Annotated in this window: 21 protein-coding genes and 3 other annotated features; of the genes, 5 read left to right on the forward strand and 16 right to left on the reverse strand. The window is 38.4% G+C overall.

Features of this window, described 5'->3' with window-relative positions; genetic code table 11:
• Positions 1-174 precede the first annotated feature (174 nt).
• Positions 175-414, reverse strand: a complete 240-nt coding sequence (locus tag LZP85_RS10780) for a BclA C-terminal domain-containing protein (protein ID WP_206782721.1) — start codon at positions 412-414, stop codon at positions 175-177.
• Here LZP85_RS10780 and LZP85_RS10785 point away from each other — a divergent pair.
• The 3 genes from LZP85_RS10785 to LZP85_RS10795 all read left to right on the forward strand — a co-directional run bounded on the left by LZP85_RS10785 (position 356) and on the right by LZP85_RS10795 (position 2,600).
• Positions 356-511: a glycosyltransferase gene (locus LZP85_RS10785; protein ID WP_206782741.1), complete on the forward strand. Its 156-nt coding sequence runs from the start codon at positions 356-358 to the stop codon at positions 509-511. The two genes, LZP85_RS10780 and LZP85_RS10785, sit on opposite strands and share 59 nt — an antisense overlap.
• 35 nt (positions 512-546) lie before the next feature.
• Positions 547-846 (forward strand): glycosyltransferase family protein, encoded by a 300-nt coding sequence (locus LZP85_RS10790; protein ID WP_206782722.1) that lies wholly within the window; start codon positions 547-549, stop codon positions 844-846.
• Between the two features lie 245 nt (positions 847-1,091).
• A complete protein-coding gene (locus LZP85_RS10795; RefSeq protein WP_206782739.1) occupies positions 1,092-2,600 on the forward strand; it encodes an FAD-dependent oxidoreductase in 1,509 nt (502 codons plus the stop codon).
• Between the two features lie 12 nt (positions 2,601-2,612).
• Here the strand turns inward: LZP85_RS10795 and LZP85_RS10800 are convergent, their stop codons facing one another.
• From LZP85_RS10800 to LZP85_RS10850, 11 genes are all read right to left on the reverse strand, one after another.
• The gene (locus LZP85_RS10800) at positions 2,613-2,849 is read right to left on the reverse strand and encodes a hypothetical protein (RefSeq protein WP_035321301.1); all 237 of its coding nucleotides are present in this window, start codon (positions 2,847-2,849) and stop codon (positions 2,613-2,615) included.
• A 118-nt stretch (positions 2,850-2,967) separates the two neighbouring features.
• Complete coding sequence (aroA, locus tag LZP85_RS10805; protein ID WP_119543393.1) at positions 2,968-4,245, reverse strand: 3-phosphoshikimate 1-carboxyvinyltransferase; 1,278 nt, start codon at positions 4,243-4,245, stop codon at positions 2,968-2,970.
• A gap of 22 nt (positions 4,246-4,267) precedes the next feature.
• A complete protein-coding gene (locus LZP85_RS10810) occupies positions 4,268-5,125 on the reverse strand; it encodes a prephenate dehydrogenase (protein ID WP_119543394.1) in 858 nt (285 codons plus the stop codon).
• A gap of 20 nt (positions 5,126-5,145) precedes the next feature.
• Positions 5,146-6,312 (reverse strand): chorismate synthase, encoded by a 1,167-nt coding sequence (aroC, locus tag LZP85_RS10815; protein WP_061786230.1) that lies wholly within the window; start codon positions 6,310-6,312, stop codon positions 5,146-5,148.
• 68 nt (positions 6,313-6,380) lie between these two features.
• Positions 6,381-6,585 (reverse strand) — a binding site (T-box leader).
• 6 nt (positions 6,586-6,591) lie between these two features.
• Positions 6,592-7,665 (reverse strand): bifunctional 3-deoxy-7-phosphoheptulonate synthase/chorismate mutase, encoded by a 1,074-nt coding sequence (locus LZP85_RS10820; protein WP_025911338.1) that lies wholly within the window; start codon positions 7,663-7,665, stop codon positions 6,592-6,594.
• A 92-nt stretch (positions 7,666-7,757) separates the two neighbouring features.
• Positions 7,758-7,962 (reverse strand) — a binding site (T-box leader).
• 69 nt (positions 7,963-8,031) lie between these two features.
• Positions 8,032-8,236, reverse strand: a binding site (T-box leader).
• A 266-nt stretch (positions 8,237-8,502) separates the two neighbouring features.
• Positions 8,503-9,033, reverse strand: coding sequence for a chromate transporter (locus LZP85_RS10825; protein ID WP_119543395.1), 531 nt, complete (start codon positions 9,031-9,033; stop codon positions 8,503-8,505).
• Complete coding sequence (locus tag LZP85_RS10830) at positions 9,030-9,608, reverse strand: chromate transporter (protein ID WP_025911334.1); 579 nt, start codon at positions 9,606-9,608, stop codon at positions 9,030-9,032. The genes LZP85_RS10825 and LZP85_RS10830 overlap by 4 nt, the downstream gene beginning before the upstream one ends.
• Positions 9,609-9,641: 33 nt before the next feature.
• Complete coding sequence (locus LZP85_RS10835) at positions 9,642-11,255, reverse strand: gamma-glutamyltransferase family protein (RefSeq protein ID WP_119543396.1); 1,614 nt, start codon at positions 11,253-11,255, stop codon at positions 9,642-9,644.
• 28 nt (positions 11,256-11,283) lie between these two features.
• Positions 11,284-12,525, reverse strand: coding sequence for a pyridoxal-phosphate-dependent aminotransferase family protein (locus LZP85_RS10840; RefSeq protein WP_119543397.1), 1,242 nt, complete (start codon positions 12,523-12,525; stop codon positions 11,284-11,286).
• Between the two features lie 12 nt (positions 12,526-12,537).
• A complete protein-coding gene (allC, locus tag LZP85_RS10845) occupies positions 12,538-13,788 on the reverse strand; it encodes an allantoate deiminase (RefSeq protein WP_226638933.1) in 1,251 nt (416 codons plus the stop codon).
• A 93-nt stretch (positions 13,789-13,881) separates the two neighbouring features.
• Positions 13,882-15,270 (reverse strand): YfcC family protein, encoded by a 1,389-nt coding sequence (locus tag LZP85_RS10850; RefSeq protein WP_061786226.1) that lies wholly within the window; start codon positions 15,268-15,270, stop codon positions 13,882-13,884.
• Between the two features lie 190 nt (positions 15,271-15,460).
• Here LZP85_RS10850 and LZP85_RS10855 point away from each other — a divergent pair, with 190 nt between their 5' ends.
• Positions 15,461-17,062: a PucR family transcriptional regulator gene (locus LZP85_RS10855; RefSeq protein WP_076512416.1), complete on the forward strand. Its 1,602-nt coding sequence runs from the start codon at positions 15,461-15,463 to the stop codon at positions 17,060-17,062.
• 590 nt (positions 17,063-17,652) lie between these two features.
• On the opposite strand, the gene LZP85_RS10860 is transcribed toward LZP85_RS10855, so the two are convergent.
• Both LZP85_RS10860 and LZP85_RS10865 read right to left on the reverse strand, forming a co-directional pair.
• Entirely contained in the window at positions 17,653-17,964 is a 312-nt protein-coding gene (locus tag LZP85_RS10860) for an MTH1187 family thiamine-binding protein (RefSeq protein WP_025911324.1), read from the reverse strand.
• 109 nt (positions 17,965-18,073) lie between these two features.
• Entirely contained in the window at positions 18,074-19,243 is a 1,170-nt protein-coding gene (locus LZP85_RS10865; protein WP_061786389.1) for a C40 family peptidase, read from the reverse strand.
• A gap of 423 nt (positions 19,244-19,666) precedes the next feature.
• Between LZP85_RS10865 and LZP85_RS10870 the strand changes: the two genes are divergently transcribed.
• Complete coding sequence (locus tag LZP85_RS10870) at positions 19,667-21,364, forward strand: catalase (RefSeq protein WP_061786390.1); 1,698 nt, start codon at positions 19,667-19,669, stop codon at positions 21,362-21,364.
• A 60-nt stretch (positions 21,365-21,424) separates the two neighbouring features.
• Here LZP85_RS10870 and LZP85_RS10875 read toward each other — a convergent pair whose 3' ends face one another.
• Both LZP85_RS10875 and LZP85_RS10880 read right to left on the reverse strand, forming a co-directional pair.
• Entirely contained in the window at positions 21,425-21,823 is a 399-nt protein-coding gene (locus LZP85_RS10875) for a hypothetical protein (protein WP_224840395.1), read from the reverse strand.
• A gap of 306 nt (positions 21,824-22,129) precedes the next feature.
• On the reverse strand, positions 22,130-23,467 hold the full coding sequence (locus tag LZP85_RS10880; protein ID WP_025911316.1) for a sodium-dependent transporter: 1,338 nt from the start codon (positions 23,465-23,467) through the stop codon (positions 22,130-22,132).
• Positions 23,468-23,532: the final 65 nt, after the last annotated feature.

Consider the following 23,532-nt stretch of genomic DNA (forward strand, 5'->3'; position numbering starts at 1 on the left):
TGAAAATTGTCACTAGAAGATGATAAAAGGACAAACAAATCGTTTGCCCAGTTATAATTAAACGAATAAGAACGTCGTCAGTGTACTTATTCTATACCCCGTTAGCTAGTCTTGAACACATTAATGTTCATATACTTCTATTCTATGAACGTTTTTTGACAAATATCATTTTTATTATGATAAACAAACAATGGTTAACGTAACACCGGCTCCAGTAGTCAATACGGCTGCACCAAGTAAACCAAATAACTGTAGTGAAATTGTCGAGCCTGCTGCTAAAGTGACGATACTTTCTCCCTTATAGTTTGGTAAACTAACCAAACCTCCTACAACTATGGATGGGACTGCTACACCATTGGTTACAATCCGTGCTGTCGCTAATAAGCCTGCATTAGACTGCTGTTTGTTAAGCATTCATCAACTAGTTGATGAAATTATTATTATCGATACGGGTTCTGTTGATGATACAGTCAAAATTGCTGAAAAATATACGTCTAATATTTTTTTCTAGAATGGAAAGATAATTTTTCATACGCTCGCAATTTTTTGTTTTCCAAAGCAACAAAAGACTATATCTTATGGATCGATGCGGATGATTATCTAACAAAAAGGAATCAAACTGAATTTCAACAATTAAAAGATCCGCTCAATGATTCAGTAGATAGTGTCACGATGAATTATCATTTAACATTTGATGAAAACAATAAACCAACGTATAGCTTAAAGCGCAACAGGCTGTTTAAACGAGCTCGCCAGTTTAAATGGATTGGTGCCGTACACGAGCACTTAGAAATATATGGAAATATAATTAATAGTAATGTAGCAATCACACATGGAAAAGGCTAAATCATCTTGAAAAAGCTTACGCTCATCACCTAAAATGTACGGATTTAATCCCTACACACGCTAGCACTTTATATAATGAACACTATTTTAAGCAACGAAAATCTTTGATATAGACTGGGCTTAGAAGACAACGCTAAGCTCTTTAATGAATTTATAGACATATTCACGACCTTATTTGGAAACATTATGCATATACAACGAAAAAGGTGGAGATAGTGTTGGATATTCCCAAAAAGGCACAACCGATGTGGAGAGAAGAAGTTAAACTCCCAAAAGGCAGTACATTACAGGAAAATCGCAAAGTAGATGTGGTAGTAGTTGGTGGTGGGATTACTGGAATTACAACGGCTTATTTGTTGCAGAACGAAGGGCTAAACGTGGCACTTCTAGAAGCTAATGAAATTTTAAATGGGACAACTGGTCATACAACAGCCAAAATTACTGCTCAGCATGACGTTATTTATGATGAACTAATTGGACATATTGGCGTTGAGCAAGCAAAGCTTTATTATGAAGCAAATGATAAAGCTCTACACTTTATGAAAGATCTAATCGAAAAAGAAAACATTGATTGCCAATTCTCAACGCAAGACGCTTACTTGTATGGTGCTACACTAGAATTTGATCATCGGATACATAAAGAATTTCGTGCGTATGAAAAACTTAACATTCCATGCGATTTTAAAACATCGCTTCCGTTTCAGTTTGATATTCGCGCTGCAGCTATTATGAAAAATCAAGCTCAATTTCATCCTCTCCAATATTTAACTCACCTTGCCAAACAGTTTTTGGAAAAGGGCGGAGTGATTTTTGAAAATACCGTAGCAAATGATATTGAAGAAGGTACATCCCCTACTGTCATTACGAGGGATGGCCACCGAATATCCTGTCAGCATGTTGCGATTTGTACACATTTTCCTTTTTATGATGGAGCAGGATTTTTTTATACTCGAATGTACGCCAAGCGCTCTTACATATTAGCGGCAAAAACAAAACAAAAATTTCCGGGAGGTATGTACTTAGGAGCAGACCAACCAACACACTCGCTGCGCTCAGCTACTTTAAATGGGGAGGAAGTAGTGTTAATTGGTGGTGAAGGTCATAAAGTAGGACAAGGAATCAATACAGAATATCACTATCAATCGTTACAGCGATTTGCAGAAGAAAACTTTAACGTTCTTTCCTATCCCTATCGATGGTCAGCTCAAGATCTTATTACCATTGACAAGATCCCTTATATTGGTAAATTGAAAGAAAGCAAAGAAAACATCTTTATTGCAACAGGATTTAAAAAATGGGGAATGACGCACGGAACGGTAGCCGCACAGCTTATTACAGACCTTATTATGCAACGGAAGAATCCGTATGAAGAAGTATATAAGCCTTCTCGTTTTCATGCTGATCCAAGTATCCGCTACTTCTTACGTCAAAATTTAGATGTCGCAGATCATTTTATTCGTGGAAAGCTTGATTTGCCTAAAAAGTCAGTTGAACAGCTAGAAAAAGGAGAAGGAAATATCATTTATGTAAACAGTAAACGAGCAGGAGCCTACAAAGATGAAGGTGGAAAAATCCATTGTGTTGACACTACTTGTACACATTTAGGCTGTGAAGTGAACTGGAATGCTGGAGATAGCACATGGGACTGTCCATGTCATGGATCCCGCTTTTCTTATGATGGTACGGTCTTAGAGGGTCCAGCTAAAACGCCGCTAAAAACGATTAATCTAAACGACGAAGAAAGCACACAATAATGTGTGCTTTCTTTATGCTTCTTTTCGAAAGAATCGATTATAGACTAAAATCATTGCGTACATCATTAAAAAGGAAGAGGTAAAAAAAACAAGCTTTCCCCAAACTGGGATATGATTAAAATAGCTTGTTTCATAAAACAAAACAAAAAAGCTAAATGGCAACAAAAACAATAGCCAAATAAAATCTCTATCCTTTAAAACTTTTAGAAAGAATAAAATCCCTCCGATATAGACAAACATTAAAAACATTGTAATTCACCAAATTCTCTTTCGTACTTTCTTCCATTATATAAGATAGTTAAAAGAAAACCTAGGTATATTCAAGTTAAATATGAAACACCAATCTTTTCACCTAGTTTTTAATCGGTTATTTACTTCCTTTAAGTTTATCTAGATGAGCAAAGAATGATGGGTATGATACCGATACAGCTTCGCGGTTTTTAATGATTGTTTCACCTTCTGCAATACAAGAAGCAACTGCTAGCATCATGCCAATACGGTGATCTCCATGACTATTTACGCTTGCACCATGAAGCGGCGTTCCTCCATGAATAATCATTCCATCTTCTGTTGCTTCAATATTAGCACCCATTTTATTTAGCTCATTAACGACCGTGTCAATTCGATTTGTTTCTTTTACTTTTAATTCAGCTGCATCTTTAATAACTGTCGTTCCTTGAGCCTGAGTTGCAGCCAGCGCGATAATTGGAATTTCATCAATTAAACGAGGAATGAGATCGCCTCCTACTTCAGTGCCTTTTAAAGGTGCTGACTTTACAACTAAATCTGCAAAAGGTTCTGCTACATCTGTCTTTAAATTCTTTTCTTCAATAGATGCACCCATATTAAGTAATACATCTAAAATCCCTGTGCGAGTTGGGTTCATACCAACCTTTTTTAATTCAATTTGACTGTTTGAAATAATAGACCCTGCTACTAAGAAAAACGCAGCCGATGAAATATCTCCGGGCACTTCAATATGTGTACCCGTTAACGTTTGTCCACCTTCAATTGAAACAGATAATCCCTCTTCTTTCACTTGAACACCAAAAGCTTCTAGCATTCGCTCAGTATGATCTCGCGACTTTTCTGGCTCAATAACCGTTGTAACGCCTTCGGCTTGTAGCCCAGCTAATAAAATCGCTGACTTTACCTGCGCACTAGCTACCGGAGATTTATATGTAATTCCTTTTACATTTCCACCTCTTAAAGAAAGAGGAGTAAAGTTGCCTTCTGCACGTCCATCTAATTGAGCCCCCATGCTACGTAAAGGGTCTGTCACTCGCTTCATGGGACGCTTTGCAATAGACTCATCTCCTATCAGCGTATGATGATGTGCCGTATTTGATAAAATCCCCATTATTAAACGAATTGTTGTTCCTGAATTTCCAACGTCCAATACTTCAGTCGGCTCTTGTAGCCCTTGAATGCCACGACCTTTTACAATAACTGTTTCTTCATTCACAACTTCAATTTCTACGCCTAATTTACGAAAGCAAGAAATAGTGCTAAGGCAATCATCACCTGGTAGGAATCCTGAGATGGTTGTTGTTCCTTCTGCAATTGATCCAAACATTACCGATCGGTGCGAAATCGATTTATCACCTGGAACTTGAATTATCCCGTTTAATCCTTGAAGTGTCATATTCATTCTCCTTTATAATAATTTATACGTGCAGGGAATCTCTGAATTGTTTAGCATCTGAAAAGTAATGAAACAATTCATGACTATCTCCCTTTTCGAGCAAGTTCTTCACTTGCTCCATTTCTTTCATCCAATCATCTAAAAGTGCTAACAGCGTGTAGCGATTTTGTTTTAGAATATCTCTCCACATATGCGGGCTACTTGATGCGATCCGAGTAAGGTCTCGAAAGCCACCTGCTGCCATCTCAGTAATAAGCGTATTCTTTGCTGAGTATCCTTTCACTTGACGAACAAGACTGGTGGCAATTACATGAGGCAAATGACTGATAACCCCTGTTACTTGGTCATGTGTAATCGCATCTATAAAGACAAAGTGAGCTTGTGTCGGCGCAAGTAAATGCATAAGCGCATCTATCTTTTGTGGATTTTCGTCTTCAAAAGGGGTTAACATATAGCGAGCTTCATAAAATAGATCTGCTCGTGCATTACTTGCACCACTTTGGTGAGAACCAGCCATTGGGTGTCCGCCAATGAACGTTACTCCTTTTTCTTTTAACAAAAATGCCGTTTCCATTACTGCTGCTTTAGTACTTCCAACATCTGTTATAACAACATTTTGTTGCAATGTCCACTTTGAAAGAACGTGTATCCAATTAGCTGTCTCTTCTACCGGCGTTGCTAAAATAATATAATCTGCCATTTCAGCTGCTTTTTTTACATCATCTGCTTGTTCGTCAATGATTGAGTGTGCCATTGCCACACGCATTTCTTCTATATTAATATCTGCTCCCACAATATGCACGTTTTCATTTTTTTTAATAGAAAGTGCCAGTGAACCTCCGATAAGACCAACACCAATCAGTAATACACGTTTTTTCACCTTTCATTCTCCTTTATATGTTAAAATTGCGCTGCATGCTTTCGATGCTCATTAATGTTTTGTTGCAGCAAATCAATGCGGTCTGAACCAAATTGTTCAACAATAGCCGAAGCTAATTCCCATGCAATAACTGATTCAGCTACAACAGCTGCTGCTGGAACTGCACAGCTATCAGAGCGTTCAATACTAGCTGCAAACGGTTCTTTTGTATCAATATCTACGCTTTGAAGCGGTTTATATAACGTTGGGATTGGCTTCATTACGCCTCGCACAACGATTGGCATTCCAGTAGTCATACCACCTTCTAATCCGCCTGCATTGTTTGTTTTACGCGTGTAACCTTGCTCTTCACTCCATAAAATTTCATCGTGCACTTCACTTCCTGGCTTACGTGCTGCTTCGAATCCAACACCAATCTCTACACCCTTAAAAGCATTTATGCTCATAATCGCCGCTGCAAGCTTTGAATCTAGCTTGCGATCGTAGTGTACATAGCTTCCAACCGCTGTTGGCATCCCTTCTACGACTACTTCTACTACACCGCCAATGCTATCACCGTTTTCTTTGGCTTCATCAATTGCTTTCATCATCTTTTGTCCAGCTTCTTCATCCAAGCAACGCACGGGAGATGCTTCCGTTTTTTCTTGAAGTTCCGCTAAGGATTGGTATGATGTCTGCTCTGCTTTGACACCGCCAATTTCTAGAACATGACATGCAATATTGACACCAACAGCTTTTAAAATTTGCTTTGCAACAGCTCCCGTTGCAACACGAACTGTTGTTTCACGAGCAGATGAACGTTCTAAAACGTTTCTCATGTCACGATGTCCGTATTTAATTGCACCGTTTAAATCTGCATGACCTGGTCTTGGCTTTGTAATTTGACGCTTCACTTCTGCATCTTCATCCACAGGGTCAGCTCCCATGATATTTCTCCAATGCGTAAAATCTTTGTTTTCTACTACGAGTGCCACTGGTGAACCTAAAGTAGCCCCATGTCTTACTCCACCTACAATTTGTACACGGTCTGTTTCAATTTGCATGCGACGACCACGACCATGACCTTTTTGTCTTCTAGCTAAATCTTCATTAATATGTTCTGCCGTTAATTCAAGCCCCGCTGGTACCCCTTCAACAATTGCTGTTAATTGTGGACCATGTGACTCTCCTGCTGTTAAATATCTCATCGTTTCCATCCTCCAATTTGTAAAATTCAATCTTTTCACCTAATAAAATAAGCTCGCCCCTCTTTTAAGATAGGGACGAGCTTATTCTCGCGATACCACCCTAGTTGCAAGCTATTCGTACTTACCACCTTCATTGTTTAACGATCAGTCGACCGCTCTTTACAGAGTGCTCAAGGAGTGTATTTTGCTCACATCTTTGTACTGATTTACACCGTCCATCAGCTCTCTATAACAGGGAGATGCTTGCTACTAGAGTCCTCTCATTGCATCGCTATATAATTATGATAACTTAACTGCCGCACCTTTTAATTCTGCCATGAAGTCATGGAATTCAGGAATGTTCATTTGTTGTGCTGAATCTGATAATGCCACAGCTGGATCTGGATGAACTTCAGCCATAACTGCATCTGCACCAATCGCAATTGCAGCTTTTGCACAAGGTAATAATAAGTCTTTACGTCCAGTTGAATGCGTTACATCTACAACAACTGGTAAATGCGTTTCTTGTTTTAAGATTGGTACTGCTGAGATATCTAATGTGTTACGAGTTGCACGCTCGTATGTGCGGATACCACGCTCACAAAGGATGATGTTACCATTTCCACGAGACATAATGTACTCAGCAGCGTTAATGAACTCTTCAATTGTTGCAGCTAATCCGCGTTTTAGTAGGATCGGTTTATCAACTGAACCTGCTGCTTTTAATAATTCAAAGTTTTGCATGTTACGTGCACCAATTTGAATTACATCTACGTACTCTAATGCTGTTTCAATATCTTGTGGTGAAACAATTTCACTGATAATTTGAAGACCTAACTCATCTCCAACTTTACGTAAGATTTGCAAACCTTCTACACCTAAACCTTGGAAATCGTATGGTGATGTACGAGGCTTAAATGCTCCTCCACGCATTAGCGTAATGCCTTGTTCTTTTAGAGCTAAGCCAACTTGTTTTACTTGCTCGTAGCTTTCTACTGCACATGGTCCCATAACGAACTGTAAGTTTCCATCTCCAACTTTCGTTCCGTTTACATCGACTACTGTATCGTCAGATTTCTTTTTACGAGATACAAGAAGCGCTTTTCTATGATCATCTTCTTGAAGCTCTAAGCTTGCCTTGAAAATTTCTTTGAAAATATGTTGAACTGTTGATGCTTCAAATGGTCCGTTATGGTTTGCTAAAATGTGATTTAATGATTCACGCTCACGAACTGGATCAAAACGTTTTACACCTTGTGTACCTTTTAGTTCACCAATTTCTTTTGCAATCTCACCACGTTTATTTAATAATTCTAAAATTTCTAAATTTAATTGATCGATTTGTCCACGTAATTGCTCTAAAGTTTTTGTCATTGTTAAGATCCTCCTAGATTTTGTATGTTTTTTATAGTATCTTACATGTCCGCTGAGTGCGGAATATACAAAAAGTCCCTACTGATTGTGTCAGTAGGGACGAATTGATCGCGGTACCACCCTAATTGCAAGCAGATGCTTGCCTCTTCATTACGATAACGGCTATGCCGCTTTTGCTATGCAAAAGTAAGCTCCAAGAATGTAATTCACAACTAGTTTGTGTTCTGACTCGCACCGACCGTCAGCTCTCTGAAACAGGGAAACACGTTGCTACTATGCTCTTTTCATCGCTTGTTTAATTATTTAATTTTCTATAGGGCGGTAAATACAAAAAGTCCCTACTGATCTCACCCTTAAGGTAAGGTCAGTAGGGACGAATTAATCGCGGTACCACCCTAGTTGCAAGCATTTGCTTGCCTCTTCATTACGATAACGGCTATGCCGTCTTTTCCTACTCAGAAAAGATGCTCAAGGAATGTACTTCGAAGGGTTTTTGTTCTGACTCGCACCGACCGTCAGCTCTCTGAAACAGGGAAACCTTTTCTACTATTGCTCCTATCAACGCTCAATATTGACTATGTATGTGTGTTTAAACGTTTGTTTTAACGTTTAGATGATGTTGTGTGATGTTGATTTGTATTATGAATGGTTTTACCTAAATCGTCAATACTTTTTTAGGTTTTTTTTTATAATCTTTTACAAACTTTTTCCATAGACTTCCTTAAAACGTTGAATTATAAGCATATAAAACGTTTTCAATTAACTTCATTTTTTTTATAAATAATACTGATTTTTATTATTTTCACATAAAAAAAGGCCTCATACTCGAGGTCTTTTTTAAGCAAGAAAAATAGCACCGTAAGCAAGAGCACCTACAATAACAATCGCTGGATGAACACGTAATTTCTCCATCAGTACAAAGCTCGTAATAATTAAAAATAACGTCTGCCATACCCCTGAATCCACATAAGAGCTTGCAAAAAAATCATAAGCCATAACTCCAAGTAGAACAGCAATAACAGGGCGAATAAAGTTTGTCATTTTCTTCACGTTTGGTGAATCTTTATACTTATATAAGATCCGTAATAAGACAACTAGAAGTATGACAGAAGGAGCAATTGTAGCTAGTAATGAAACAAACGCCCCCAGGATACCTGCTTCTTGATAGCCAATAAAACCTGCCATTTTTGTTGCGATTGGACCCGGTAGCGCATTACCAATTGCCAACATTTCACTAAACTCATTAACCGATAACCACCCGTAGCGGTCAACTACTTCTTTTTGAATTAATGGAATTGAGGCTGGTCCCCCTCCATAACCTAAAATATTTGATACAAAAAAAGCCATAAACAATTGCCAATAAATCATACAGTTTCCCTCTTTTGTTCCTGAACTTCTTTTTCTTTTTGCTTTCTTTTAACGGGAATCCACGCTGCAACCATTAGTAAAATAATAATAATTGCTGGATGAATATGAATAAACTCCATCAGTACCAAACTTACAAATGCCAGTAAAATAGCTTTTGTCCAACCTAATCCACCAGTAGATTTTTTCAAGAAATCCCACGTCATAACAGCTAACATAACCCCAACTACAGGTACAACAGCTTTAGTCATTCCGATTACCCATGCCTGGTCTTTAAACTGCGTAAGTGTTGTCAAAAGGAGAACCATAAGCAAGACAGTTGGTGCTACTGCCGCAATTAATGCGTTAATCATCCCTATCACTCCGCCAACCCGATACCCAATATATCCGGCTAGCTTTGTTGCAATAGGACCTGGTAGCGTATTAGCAATTGCTAATACGTCACCAAACTCATCGCTATCCATCCACTTGTATGTATCAACAACCTCTTTTTTAACAAGTGGTATAGCGGACGGCCCACCTCCGTAACCAAGCATACCTGAGCGAAAAAACGCGATAAAAATATGTAATTGCTGCATTTTATACGCTCCTTTCTTTGTTGTAATCTCTCCTTAATACGTTAGAACAGCCCCATCTGTTCGAGGCTCTGTTCCTCCAAACAATACCCCTGTTTGAGGATCTCTGCGAATAATTTGTCCACGACCAAACGAATGACGACTTGTTGCCACTTGAACATCATGACCTTTTCTCTCTAACGCTTCCACAATATAACTTGGCATATCTTTTTCTACAAGAACTGTTTTATCATTAATCCATTGCCACCTTGGTGCATCTAGTGCCGCTTGAGGATTTAAATCAAAATCAACCATATTCATAATGACTTGAACATGACCTTGAGGCTGCATGAACGCTCCCATTACACCAAATGGTCCAACCGCTTGATTACCTTTTGTTAAAAAGCCTGGGATAATAGTATGATATGTTCTTTTACCTGGCTCTAGTCGATTATCGTGATTCTCATCGAGTGAAAAATTGTGTCCGCGGTTTTGAAGAGCAATGCCTGTTCCTGGAACAACTACTCCTGATCCAAAGCCTTTATAGTTGCTTTGAATAAAAGAAACCATATTCCCTTCATCATCAGCCGTTGCTAAATAAACGGTTCCACTGTGAAGTGGTTGACCAGCTTCTGGTAGCCTTGCATCGTCACCGATTAAAGCTCGACGTGCATCAGCATATTCATCGTGTAACAGATCTTCTATAGCCACCTTCATATGCTTAGAATCAGTAATAAATTTTTTTCCATCTGCAAAAGCTAGTTTCATCGCTTCAATTTGCTTATGGTACGTATCCACTGAATCTTTAGTTTTAAACTCATAACCTTTTAAGGTATTTAGTGCTAAAAGAGCAATTAAGCCTTGACCGTTAGGCGGAATCTCCCAAACATCATAGCCTCTATAAGACACCGAAATTGGCTTAACCCATTCAGGTTGAAAAGCTGCCAAATCTTCTTTTCGAATAAAGCCTCCATGAGCTTTAGAAAACGCATCAATTTTTTCAGCAATTCTTCCTCGATAAAATGATTCAGCTTCTGTTTCCGCAATCTCAATAAGCGTATCTGCATGATCACTTGATGACCACACTTCACCAATTTTTGGCGATTTCCCATTTACTCCAAATGTTTCAAACCAGCCAGCAAACTCTTCCCCTTTTAATTCGTCTTTAAACTTCTCGTATGCAACATTCCAATTGTAACCTAAAATCGGAGAGATAGGGAACCCTTCTTGTGCATATGTGATTGCAGGTTGCAGTACTTCTGTTAAAGGAAGCTTTCCAAATCGTTTTGACAGAGCAGCCCAAGCGCTAGGAGCACCAGGTACCGTTACGGGAGTTAAACCATATTCAGGCATTTCACCTGTAATACCTCTTTCTTTTAAGGCTTCCATCGAAAGTGTTTGAGGAGCATGACCGCTAGCATTTAACCCATGTAATTCGTCATTAATCCATACAAGAGCAAACGCATCTCCCCCAATTCCATTTGACGTCGGCTCGACTACTGTTAAGCACGCTGCTGTTGCAATTGCCGCATCAACTGCGTTACCTCCTTTTTTTAGCATATCTAAACCTGCCTGCGCTGCTAAAGGTTGACTTGTTGCAACCATTCCATTTTTTCCAAATGTACACATTCTTTGTGAAGCGTATGGATGTGTTAAAAAATTTTCATTCATTTCTCCCACTCCTTAAAATGATCTATTTTTACACATTGACCAATTCACTCTCATAAACATCTAAAGCAGCTTGTAAGGCTTTCCCTGCAGTGATTAAAGCTCCTTTTCTAAGCAAGATTGCTTCAAGACCCGCAAGTGTATATAGAACGTTATCTTGTCGACAACTATATCCCATTGTACCTATTCTCCAAATCTTACCATGAAGAGGTCCGAATGAGCTTGCTATTTCAATTCCAAACTGATCTAATAATGTACTGCGAACATCTTCTCCATTAATACCATTTGGAATCATAACGCAGGTCACGGGTGTTAGCTTTGAAATCTCATCTCCAAACAGCGATAGCCCCATCGCTTTAATACCTGCAACAAGTGCTTTTTCATGTAATTGATGACGAGCAAACCGTATATCTAAACCTTCTTCAAGTAAGATCCGAACTCCTTCATGAAGAGCATATAACATTGATGTTGCTTCCGTATGATGATTAAGGCGACGATCACTCCAGTAATCTTGTAATTGACTTAAATCAAAATAATTACTAATAATATTCGGTCGTGTTCGAACATTGTTATCTGCTTCTGTAGCAATTCCTTTCTCCACTTTTTTTCGTTGAGTAATATGATGCTCCACTCGTTCATTATAAGTAATTGGTGCCATCCCTGAAGGTACAGATATACACTTTTGTGTTCCAGCAATAAGTGCATCAATATACCAATCATCCACTTTAACATCTATACCCCCAATTGTTGCGACGGCATCAACAATAAATAAAGCATCGTTTTCTCGGCAAGCTTTCCCTATTTCTTTTAAGGACTGAACTCTACCTGTAGATGTTTCACCATGAACCATAGCTACTATTTTTGGATTGGTTCTCTTGATCTCACGAATAACTTGTTCTGGTTCAAACACGCTTCCCCATTCACATTCAATATTGTGGACAACTGCTCCGTATCGCTCAGAAATCTCTGTTAACAGGTGACCAAACCGTCCAAATATAGGTACAAATACCGTATCTCCTGGTTCAATAATGCTTGCTAACACTGCTTCAAGCCCAGCTCTTGAAGTTCCATCGATTGGGAATGCCCATTTATTTTTGGTTTGAAACAGTTCTCTTAGCATCTCCATCGTTTCATTCATAATCGTTGTAAATGCAGGGTCGAACTGACCAAGAATTGGCGTTCCAAGCACTCTTAGCACCCTAGGGTCTGCTTCTACAGGTCCAGGTGTCATGATTGTTCTCGGTGGAGCATTTAGTATTTTTTTATTTAGCATCTTAACATCCTCCTAATAGGCTAATTTGTAAAGTAACTCAATTAATACCTGAATTCCTTTCTCAAGCTGCTCAGCGCTTGTGTATTCTTTAGGTGAGTGACTAATTCCATTTTTACTTGGTACAAACAGTAAGCAAGTAGGTAATTTTGGTCCAAACACCTGTGAATCGTGACCAGCCCCGCTCACCATGCTCATATATGAAATGTTCTTTTCCTTGGAAATATTTTTAGAAATTTCAGATAAATTTTTATCCATTTGTACTGGTTTTCCATTCATCCACCGATTAATTTCTGTTGTTACACCTGCATTTATAGCAATTTCTCGTAGCATCACTTTTATCTCATGTTCAACTTTATCCAAGACACCATCTTCACCGTGTCTTATATCAATACTAAAGCTGACTTTTCCAGGTATAACATTTGGTACGTTAGGTGAAACATCTAACTTTCCTACCGTCATATACAGCTTCTCTTCGTATTTTTTGCTCATATCCAAGAGAGACGTAATGAAACGACAGCTTGCTGCTAAAGCGTCTTTACGGTGAGTCATCGGTGTTGTTCCAGCATGATTGCTCTCTCCTTGCACGGTTACTGTAAACCTTTTTTGTCCTGCAATACTTGATACAAGTCCGATATCAAGCTGTTTTTTTTCAAGCTGCTCACCTTGCTCAATATGTAGCTCAATAAAATGTGAAATATCTTGTCTAAACGGCTTTTTATAGTGACCTTTTCCAAATTGGTATTGCTCCATTGCTTTCTTTAACGTAATATTTTCTCGATCTTTTATTTCTTGACTCATATTTTCATAGTTGTATAATCCAACAATGTGACCAGACCCCCAATAAGTTAAAGGAAATCGACTTCCTTCTTCCTCACAGAGAGACACTACTTCAATCGACCGCTTTGGCATTCCGTACGTTTTTCGTAAGTGCTCTACTGCTATAAGACCTGCGATAATTCCAAACGCTCCGTCATATTTGCCTCCATACACAACTGTATCCACATGTGATCCGACTAGAATGGTTTTTTGATTCTGTTCTATCCCCTCAAGTCTTCCATAAAGATTCCCCACATCATCATAGTAAGCAGTTAGTTGATTTTCTGTCATCTTCTCTTTTAATGCTTCTTGAGCAGCGTACCATTCTGTTGAATATAGTAAACGTGTAACACCTTTTCTAGTATCCGCTCCAAATTGAGAAAGCCACTGAAGGTCTTTTTCAACCTGTAAGCAGAGCTTGGATTTCCCCTTCATTTCAGCAACCATCTTTTCCACCTCTTTCTTTTCATTTTACGAAATCTAAAAGTTGTTTTCATTGACAAATCCTCCAAAAAAAAGGTGTTTTTTTGGATAATATAACTAAGACCAACCGATTAGGTTTGCCACGACTAACAGTATAGCCCCCGCGGTCATCCACAGCAGGAAAAGAGGAAGAATAAACTTTACCCAGCGGTTCCACCCTACTCCAGCAATCGCTAGCGTAGCCATAAAGTATCCTGATGTAGGGAACAAAATATTAGAAAAACCATCTCCAAACTGAAAAGCTAGAATAGCTGTTTGTCTCGTAATACCTACTAAGTCTGCTAATGGTGCCATAATCGGCATCATGATAAGAGCTTGCCCACTTCCGCTTGGTACAAAGAAATTAAATACGCTTTGCGTAATTAGCATCCCTATTACAGTAACACTTTCGGGAAGGTGTGAAATAACAGTAGAAATTCCATATACAATTGTATCCATGATTTGACCTTCGTTCATTACAACAGCTACACCTCTCGCAATTCCACAAACCATCGCACCAACTAAAACGTCCCGAAATCCTTCATTGAATGATTCAGCAATTTCTTTAGAGTTCATTCCTACGATTAAAGCCGGAATAATTCCCATCGCAATAAAATAGCCTCCTAATGTCACCATATCCCAACGATACAAAATAACTCCTGCAATCATCCCAATAAAAAATAAACCCGTTACAATACCAGCAACCTTCTGTCTATTTGTAGCACTACTCTTTAACGCATGTGGTTTTATAACCTCCTTTGGCTTAGTGCGATTCTTTTCCGCATACCTCATTACATAAGCCATTCCAATGCTAATAATAATAAGAAAACAAACCATTCGATATATCATTCCTGAATACAAAGGAAGTCCGGCAACCATTTGTGCTGTTCCTACTGTAAAGGGATTTGTAAGAGCTGCTGTAAAACCAGCAATGGTCCCACATAACGCAATCGCTGCAGCTGTAACCCGGTCATACCCCAACGAAAGCATAAGTGGCATAATCACTGGGACATATACAATTGCTAATTCAGGCGTTCCAATAAAGCATGCTATTAGTGCAAAAGTAAACATAAATACCGGAATTAGTAGCTTCGGCTTATGAGAAAAACTTTTTGCTATTTTTCCAACCCCAAGTTCGATTACACCTGCTGACCGAAGCGTTACAAATACTCCTCCAATGACAAATGTAAAGAAAATCACAGGAGCTGCTTCAACCATGCCTTGGGGAACAGCTTTTAGCATCCCTAGCAAACTGACAGGACTTGACTCCAATTCTGCATACGAAGTAGGGTCAATCATTTCCCTCCCATCTTCTCCTTGAACTCGATCATACGCTCCTGCTGGAACTAGATATGTAGCGATAGTCATTACACCAATGATAATGGCTAACATGAAGTAAATATGAGGAAATTCTCTTTTTTTCTTTACTTCTTTTAATGAATGTTCTTTTAAAACTGGCTGCGACATCCAACCCCTCCGTATTGTTATATTTTATTACATATTATGTTATATAATATATCTTACAAAAGATTTTATCTCGATTCATCTACTTTTTATACATTTTTTTCTGAATTTTTTATTTATTTTAACCAATTTATGTTTTAAAATAGGAATATAGCAATATTTAATGTAACTTTTTATAACAAGGGGTGGGAGCATGGAGTTACAAACATTATTAAGCAGTCGGCCTTATGCTAGCGCATCTGTTGTGGCCGGAAAAAATGGGTTAACAAGAACCGTCCAAAATATTAACATGATGGACGCTCCAGATATTTTAACGTTTCTAAAAGAAGGGGAGCTGCTCGTCACAACCGGCTATCACTTTAAAGAAAAAGAAGAGAACCTATTACAATTGGTTGAGGGCATGGCAAAAAAACAGTGCGCAGGTCTAGCAATAAAAACGAAGCGATTCTTCGAACAAGTACCTTCATCTATTTGCGAACTCGCAGAGAAGCTAAACTTTCCTATCATCGACTTACAAACAGACGAAGCACTTGGTTCCATTATCAACGAATCTTTAAGCTTTATTTTAGATAAAAAAACAAGCGATCTTCAACAAGCGATGATGACTCATCAACTCTTTTCCTCCTATATTCTACAAGGAAACGGTGTTGAAAAAATATTACATTCACTTCAAACGTTATGCGACGCTCCAGTTGGGCTATTCGACCTTCACGGAAATTTATTGTTTCACACAGAGAAAAAAGAAGAAAAAGCATCAGCTTCTTTAGAAAAGATCGCCGTTCAGATAAATAATTATTTTCACCTTAAAGCCAGCTATGCTACGTTTTCTATCACAAAAACAAAACAAGAACTCAGCTTATTTTTAATTCCTACACATACACACAAGAGCAACTTTTTAGTTATTTATCGCAGCATGTTGCCAAACGAGTCATCCTTATTAACAATTGAACAAGCAGCGAATGTACTTTCCTTTGAAATGATGCGTCAACATGCTTTAAAAGAAGCAGAGCGCCGAAAGAAAAATGAATATTTCCATCAACTAACTCATGATTACTTCAAAAATATAGATGAAGCCACTTATCACGGAAAGCAGATTGGACTTTCTCCTGACAAAAAGTACATTTGTGCTGTTGGGAAAATCCCATTACAGCATTATACATACACAGATAGCGAAATGATTTATGAGCTCATCGAGTACGAATTGTCAAAACAGCCTATTCCAAGCTTATTATTCACACAGGATAATCGCTACGTCATTTTATTTTTCCCTGATAGTTACGATAAGCATCAGTTTATCGCAAACCAGCTCATCCTTATTCAAAAGGTTGTAAAAAGACATTATAAACAAAACGTATGCTTCGGAATAGGAAACCAAAGCCAGACGCTATTAACCGTGATAGATTCGTACAAAGAAGCCATCGAAGCACTTGAAAACATTCAAATGACCGACCAAGCAGCACCTATTCAATTTTATCAACCAAAACAATTTCGAGAACTTTTAAGACTTATTCCCTCTGCAGACTTGGAAGAATATCACGAAAAAGCGCTGGAAGGACTTCTTCACTACGATCGAAAAGACCAACCTATTTTATTAGACACGTTATCTACTTACCTAAACTTAAATTGTCAAATATCAGAAACAGCCAAACAGTTATTTATTCATAGAAACACCGTTATTTATCGAATTGAAAAGTGTGAAGAAATATTAGGGAGGTCGGTTCATACACCGGAAGAAACGCTTCGACTACGAATTGCGTTTCAAATCCACACTCATTTACACTCTAACTTTATTTAAAAAGAGACTGAGACATAAGTAGTTCAGCCTCTACTATACCTGAACGATTGAGAGTTCATAACTTTTAATCGTTCAGATTTTTTGGTTGATTGTGAAAACAATGTTGGAAACAGGGTGGAATGGAGCGTAGGACACTCGACTCCTGCGGGAAAGAGAGGGAAAACGGAGATCCCGCAGCGCAGCGAGGAAGCTCAGGTTCCTCCCCGCGGAAAGCGAGTGGCCGTAGCGCAATGGAATGAACTTGTTGAGACAAATCAAAGAGATGGGAACAGCTAGTGTTCGTCTTTTAGAAGCAATCATTTTGTTATGTCCCAAACTCTTCACAGTCTTTATTAATTTATTCAAAAGATTCCCTTCTAGATTATACCAATTTAACTAACTTAGATTTTTTACATTTCCAACTACTTCAAGCGGCACTAAAACCTCTATTTTATTTCCCAAAGGAGAAAAAACAGAACCAGCATACTCCTTTACGTTTAACGGCTCGCAACTAACAAAATTTCTGTACCATGATGAAATGCATACATACTCCTTGTTACCATCTTCTTGGTAAACAAGTAACAAAAAAAACTAGCAGCTGATGGTAGCTGCTAGTTTTGATTCATTTTTAATTCAACAGCCTTTAATTTACCAGCCATTGTATGCTTTTTATCTCGTCGATCATCGATACGCAAGTTAGTACACACTCGCTCGATTCCATTTTCAAACGGAACTTCATGTAGCTCTTGAACAATTTTCAACAAAAGACCAAGCTCACCTTCAATAAGCGTATTCATGGGAGTTAACTGATACTCTACCTCCTCTTTGTATTTCTCTAACACTTTCTGAATATCCGCTACGTATTGGCTAACGCTGGGCGTTTTAGTCCCTACCGGTATAATCGTTAAATCTACAATCGCCATATTACTTCTTCCTCCTTTTTCATGTTTATCATACCAAAAAGAAACAAAAGTCATACTTGTCTTGTTTCAATGACAAAAAAGAGGATAGTATATTATCCCCTTTTAAAACTTATAGATAACGTTTCGCACCTAAATAACGAGGCTGCCAGTATGAGTTACTCATAGAGCTAATCATAACACCTTTAGATGATGATGCATGAAGGAACTGACCTCCACCTAAGTAAATTCCTGCATGACTTGCACCCGGCTGATATGTTTCAAAGAATACAATATCTCCTGGGCTCGGTGTGCTAACACGAGTTCCTGTGCTGTAGATACCCGCAACTGTACGCGGTAAGCTAACTCCTGCAGCGTTACGATATACATAGTTTAAGAATCCACTGCAGTCAAATCCACTTGGAGAAGTCCCTCCCCATACGTATGGTGTTCCCACGAAACGTTTCCCATATGAAGTTACTTTTGAAGCACTAGAGCTTGATGGCGTACTAACGCTTGGCTTAGACGTAGTGTTGTTTGAACTTGAGCTAGAATTTAATTTGTTCATCGTAGCTGGCCCTGCAATTCCATCTGCTGACAAGCCGTTTGCGCGTTGGAACGAGCGAACTGCACTTGTTGTAATTGAACCGTAGTATCCCGTTACGTTAGCAGAGAAATAACCTTTATTTTTTAATTTTTGTTGCAAGCTACTTACTGATGAACCAGACATGCCCGGACGTAATATAGATGATGTACCCGTTGAAGTAGAGCCTGAACCAGCGCTAGTTCCACCATTTTTCAGTTTATTAAGCGTAGCTGGCCCTGCAATTCCATCTACTGACAGACCATTCGCACGTTGAAAAGCCATAACTGCATTTTTCGTAATTGACCCAAAATATTGAGTAGTATTTCCCTTGAAATAACCTTTGTTTTTCAGCTGCTGTTGTAGAGATTGAACATTTGCACCTCTAGAACCAACACGTAATAAAGTGCTAGATGTGCTAGAAGAATTAGAACTACTTCCTAACAGTTTACTAAATGTATTTTTACCGGCAATTCCATCTGCAGCTAATCCGTTCGCACGCTGAAAGTTCATAACTGCGCTCTTTGTAATTGTTCCATAATAATTTGTAGTTGTACCGTATGTAAAATAACCCTTGTTTTTTAATTGTTGTTGTAATTGTTTTACATCTGAATTACTCATTCCTGGACGTAAAGTTGTATCACCTAATGCCGCTTCACTAATTGTTGGTACTACTGTTAAAGATCCACATAATGCTAAAGAATATATTAACTTTTTCATAGAAAAGGTTCCTCCATTGTCATAATCTACTAATCTAAGACGTTTACATTGTAACAACACTGTATTACAAAATAACATCACCAATATTACATTTTTGTTACAAGAACCGACATTTTTCTTCCATTTCTATGCCTACAGAATGACATTTTCAGTACTTTATAAGTATATAAGATTATTTAATTAACTTTATTTTACATTTAAATTCCTTTTCGGAGGGTAAGATTGGTTCTAAAATCACCGTTAACATTATGTTTATATTTCAATTATTTTTTTGTATAGTTCGTCGTATTTTTACCAAAAGCTGAAACTTTTTTGTGTTTTTTTCGTTTATGCACCTTTTCAAATGAAATAGATGCATAAAATGATAAAACATGGAAAAAATAGTTTACTGTAATAACTTAAGCTGATTGGAGGAATACGTAAATGTCTAACAAAGACGGAATTCACGGTACGAACGTAAATGGCGCCGGTGATTCTGAAGATAAGCGATTTACTGAAGGTGAAGATGAACAAACATTAACAACTCGTCAAGGACACCCCATTCGTGATAACCAAAACAGTCGCACAATTGGAAATCGCGGCCCTGCTACTTTAGAGAACTATCAACTAATTGAAAAACTTGCCCATTTCGATAGGGAACGTATACCAGAACGCGTAGTTCACGCTAGAGGAACCGGTGCTCACGGATACTTTGAAACATATGGAAAACTAGGTGACGAACCTGTAGAGAATTATACGCGTGCAAAAGTTTTTTCAGGAGCAGGTAAGCAAACTCCTGTGTTTGTACGTTTTTCCACTGTTACTCATGGAAAAGATTCTCCAGAAACGATGCGTGACCCTCGAGGATTTGCAGTTAAATTTTACACAGAGGATGGAAATTGGGACTTGGTGGGAAATAACTTAAAAATCTTTTTTATTCGGGATGCAATTAAATTCCCTGACCTTATCCACTCATTTAAACCAGATCCTGTTACAAACAGACAAGATACGGAACGAATTTTCGATTTCATTTGCCAAACGCCTGAATCAATGCACATGATTACCTTTTTATTTTCTCCATGGGGGATTCCAGCTAACTACCGTCAAATGCAGGGCTCAGGAGTTAATACATATAAGTGGGTAAATAAAAATGGGGATGCTTTTTTAGTTAAATACCACTGGGAGCCAAAACAAGGTATTAAAAATCTTACTCAGAGCGAAGCTGAAGCTATTCAGGCAAAGAACATTAGTCACGCTACGCAAGATTTATATGAGGCAATTGAAAAAGGAGATTATCCAGAATGGGAGCTTTGCATGCAAATTATGGAGGATGGCGAACACCCTGAACTGGATTTTGACCCTTTAGATGATACAAAGATTTGGCCTGAAGATCAATTTCCGTTTCTACCAGTTGGGAAAATGGTCCTTAATAAAAACCCGAATAATGTATTTGCTGAAACCGAGCAAATATCGTTTGGAACTGGCGTGTTAGTAGATGGTCTTGACTTCTCTGATGACAAAATGCTTCAAGGTAGAACGTTTTCTTACTCAGATACTCAGCGTCATCGCGTTGGTGCAAATTACTTGCAGCTGCCGATCAATGCACCAAAAAAGCATGTAGCAACAAATCAACGAGATGGCCAAATGGCTTACCATGTGGATGAGGCACCGACCCAAAACCCTCATGTTAACTATGAACCTTCGCTTTTAGGTGGCCTTAAAGAAGCAACAGATAGACCTAAGCCTCATCAACCCAAAGTAGAAGGCCATCTTAAAAAAGAAAAAATTGAACGTACAAATGATTTCAAGCAAGCTGGTGAGCGCTATCGTTTACTAGAAGAATGGGAGCGTAAAGATTTGATTCAAAACCTTGTGGACGGGCTTAAGCCTTGTCACCAACAGATCCAACAGCGTATGATCGAGCTTTTAACAAAGTGCGACGAAGATTATGGTCGACAAGTGGCAGCTGGCATTGGCTTTACGATGAATGATGATGGCACTTATGATATGGAAGCTGGATCCGAAATCACCCCATCATTTGGGCACTTCCCAATTGAAGGGGGTTCTCCTTTAGGAAGTAATAAGGCTTCTGATGCTGTACAAGAAGCTGAACAAAAAGGACACGATGCCCACCCTTATTAAACATATTTCAACAAAAACAGCCCCCTACTAGCAGGGGGGCTGTTTTTGTTCGAAACGGGATTACCATTTTACAGCAAACACGCGGTAGTCATGTTTTAGCTGTGGCGCATTGTACGGTTCGCCATATAAATATCCTTCGCACACCATTGTCGGCTGTAGTGGTTCAACCCACTGTTCAACCTCTTTCGCTGTGCCATTTGTTAAAATATAAACACATTCAGAAACTGGTCCATCATTGTTAACATGATCGACTTGTAGTACTTCCACTAACACATCTTGGACACACGTTTTATTCTGAATTGACATAAGCGTACGATACGTAAGACCGATTGGCAGCGTAGCTTTCACTCGAAAATGCAAACTATTTTCGTCAAAGAAAGACGCTAATGAGACAATTGGTAACGTCTTATTTTGTTCATACGCTTGAGATAGAATCTTGACCAGAACTTCCTCACTCAAGACGATCCCTCTTTCTAAAAAACGCTTCATCACAACACATGCGAACATTGTCTAATTATGCTCATAGGATATTATACTACCACATTTTTTAATAACGTGTACTATTTTTTTTGAAATTCAAATAGAATTTGTTACCATCTACTTCTTTCTACTCCCCGCAACTCTAGCAATTATTAATAAAACAAACAGCAAAACAAATACTCCGACACCAACAAACATCTCATATAAGAAATTAACCACCTGCGTGTCCCCCCTTTTACTCATAGCAAAAAGAACGCCGTCAAAACAGCGTTCTCTCGCGACTTATCAAAGAAAGCCTAACATATTTACAAATACAATGATGATTAATACGGGAGCTACATAGCGAATGACTAGTAACCAAAGCGCAAACCACTTTTTCACATTGTTAGAACCTTGTTGAAACTCTTCAATTAAGACAGCTTTTTTCATTTTCCATGGTACAAATAAAGCTAAGAGCAAACAACCTAACGGCATTAAAATATTACTTACTAAAAAATCAGCAGCATCAAAAATTGACTTACCAAAAATCATTACGTCTGCTAGCGGTCCAAACGATAGTGCTGAAGGAATACCAACAATAAAAATTAATACTCCAGATATCCATGACAACTTAATACGTTTACCAGATTTCCCTTTTGCTAATGACGCCACAATAATCTCAAGCATAGAAAAAGCAGATGTCAATGTTGCAAATAAAAATAGCGCTAAAAACAATGTTTGGAATACTAGTCCAAAAGGAAGTTGTTCAAAAATTGTAGGTAAAACTACAAATAACAGCCCAGGTCCTTCTGCAGGCTCTCCTCCCATTGAAAAAACTGCTGGAAAAATTGCAAGGCCAGCTAATAGAGATATGACAATGTTTAAACCAGCAATAGACACTGCAGATTTCGGCAAGTTCTGTTGCTTCGTTAAATATGAGCTATACGTTACCATTACGGAAACACCCACACTTAATGAAAAGAATGCCTGACCCATCGCAAATAAAATAGCTTCAGACGTTAAGTTTGTAAAATCTGGATAAAGAAAAAACTTGACGCCTTCCATTGCGCCATCTAATGTTAAAGATCGAATAATAATAGCAATAAAAAGTACAAATAATGCAGGCATTAAAATATTGTTTGCTTTTTCAATTCCGTTTTGAATCCCTCGAGATACTACGATAATTGTCAGGAGTAAAAATACAAACTGTGCAATTACAGCGCTTGTTGGATTAGCAATTGTGTTACCAAACAATGTACTATAGTCTTTCACTCCACTGAGTCCACCTGTCACGCTGGCAAATAAGTATTGTAAAATCCAGCCGCCAACTACACTATAAAATGATAACAAAATAAAGCACGTAATTACGCCTAGGTAGCCAATTCCTTTCCAGATGGATTTGGGCGCTACAGCGTCATAAGCACGAATTGCTTCTTTTTGCGTATTACGTCCTAATACGAACTCTGCTAGTAGTAAAGGAAGACCGATAATAGCTGTAAACAGAATAAATAGAAGAAAGAACGCTCCTCCCCCACTTGTACCTGCTACATAAGGAAGCTTCCAAATAGCTCCAATTCCGATAGCGGAACCAGCCGAAGCTAAAATAAAGCCAATTTTTGATGTCCATTGTTCCTGTTGACTCATCTCATCTCACCATTCTCTATATTTTTTCTGATTTGTCATACTATATCACACAACTTTGGTTCCGA

The sequence above is a fragment of the Priestia flexa genome (genome assembly GCF_021441905.1).
Lineage (GTDB): Bacteria > Bacillota > Bacilli > Bacillales > Bacillaceae_H > Priestia > Priestia flexa.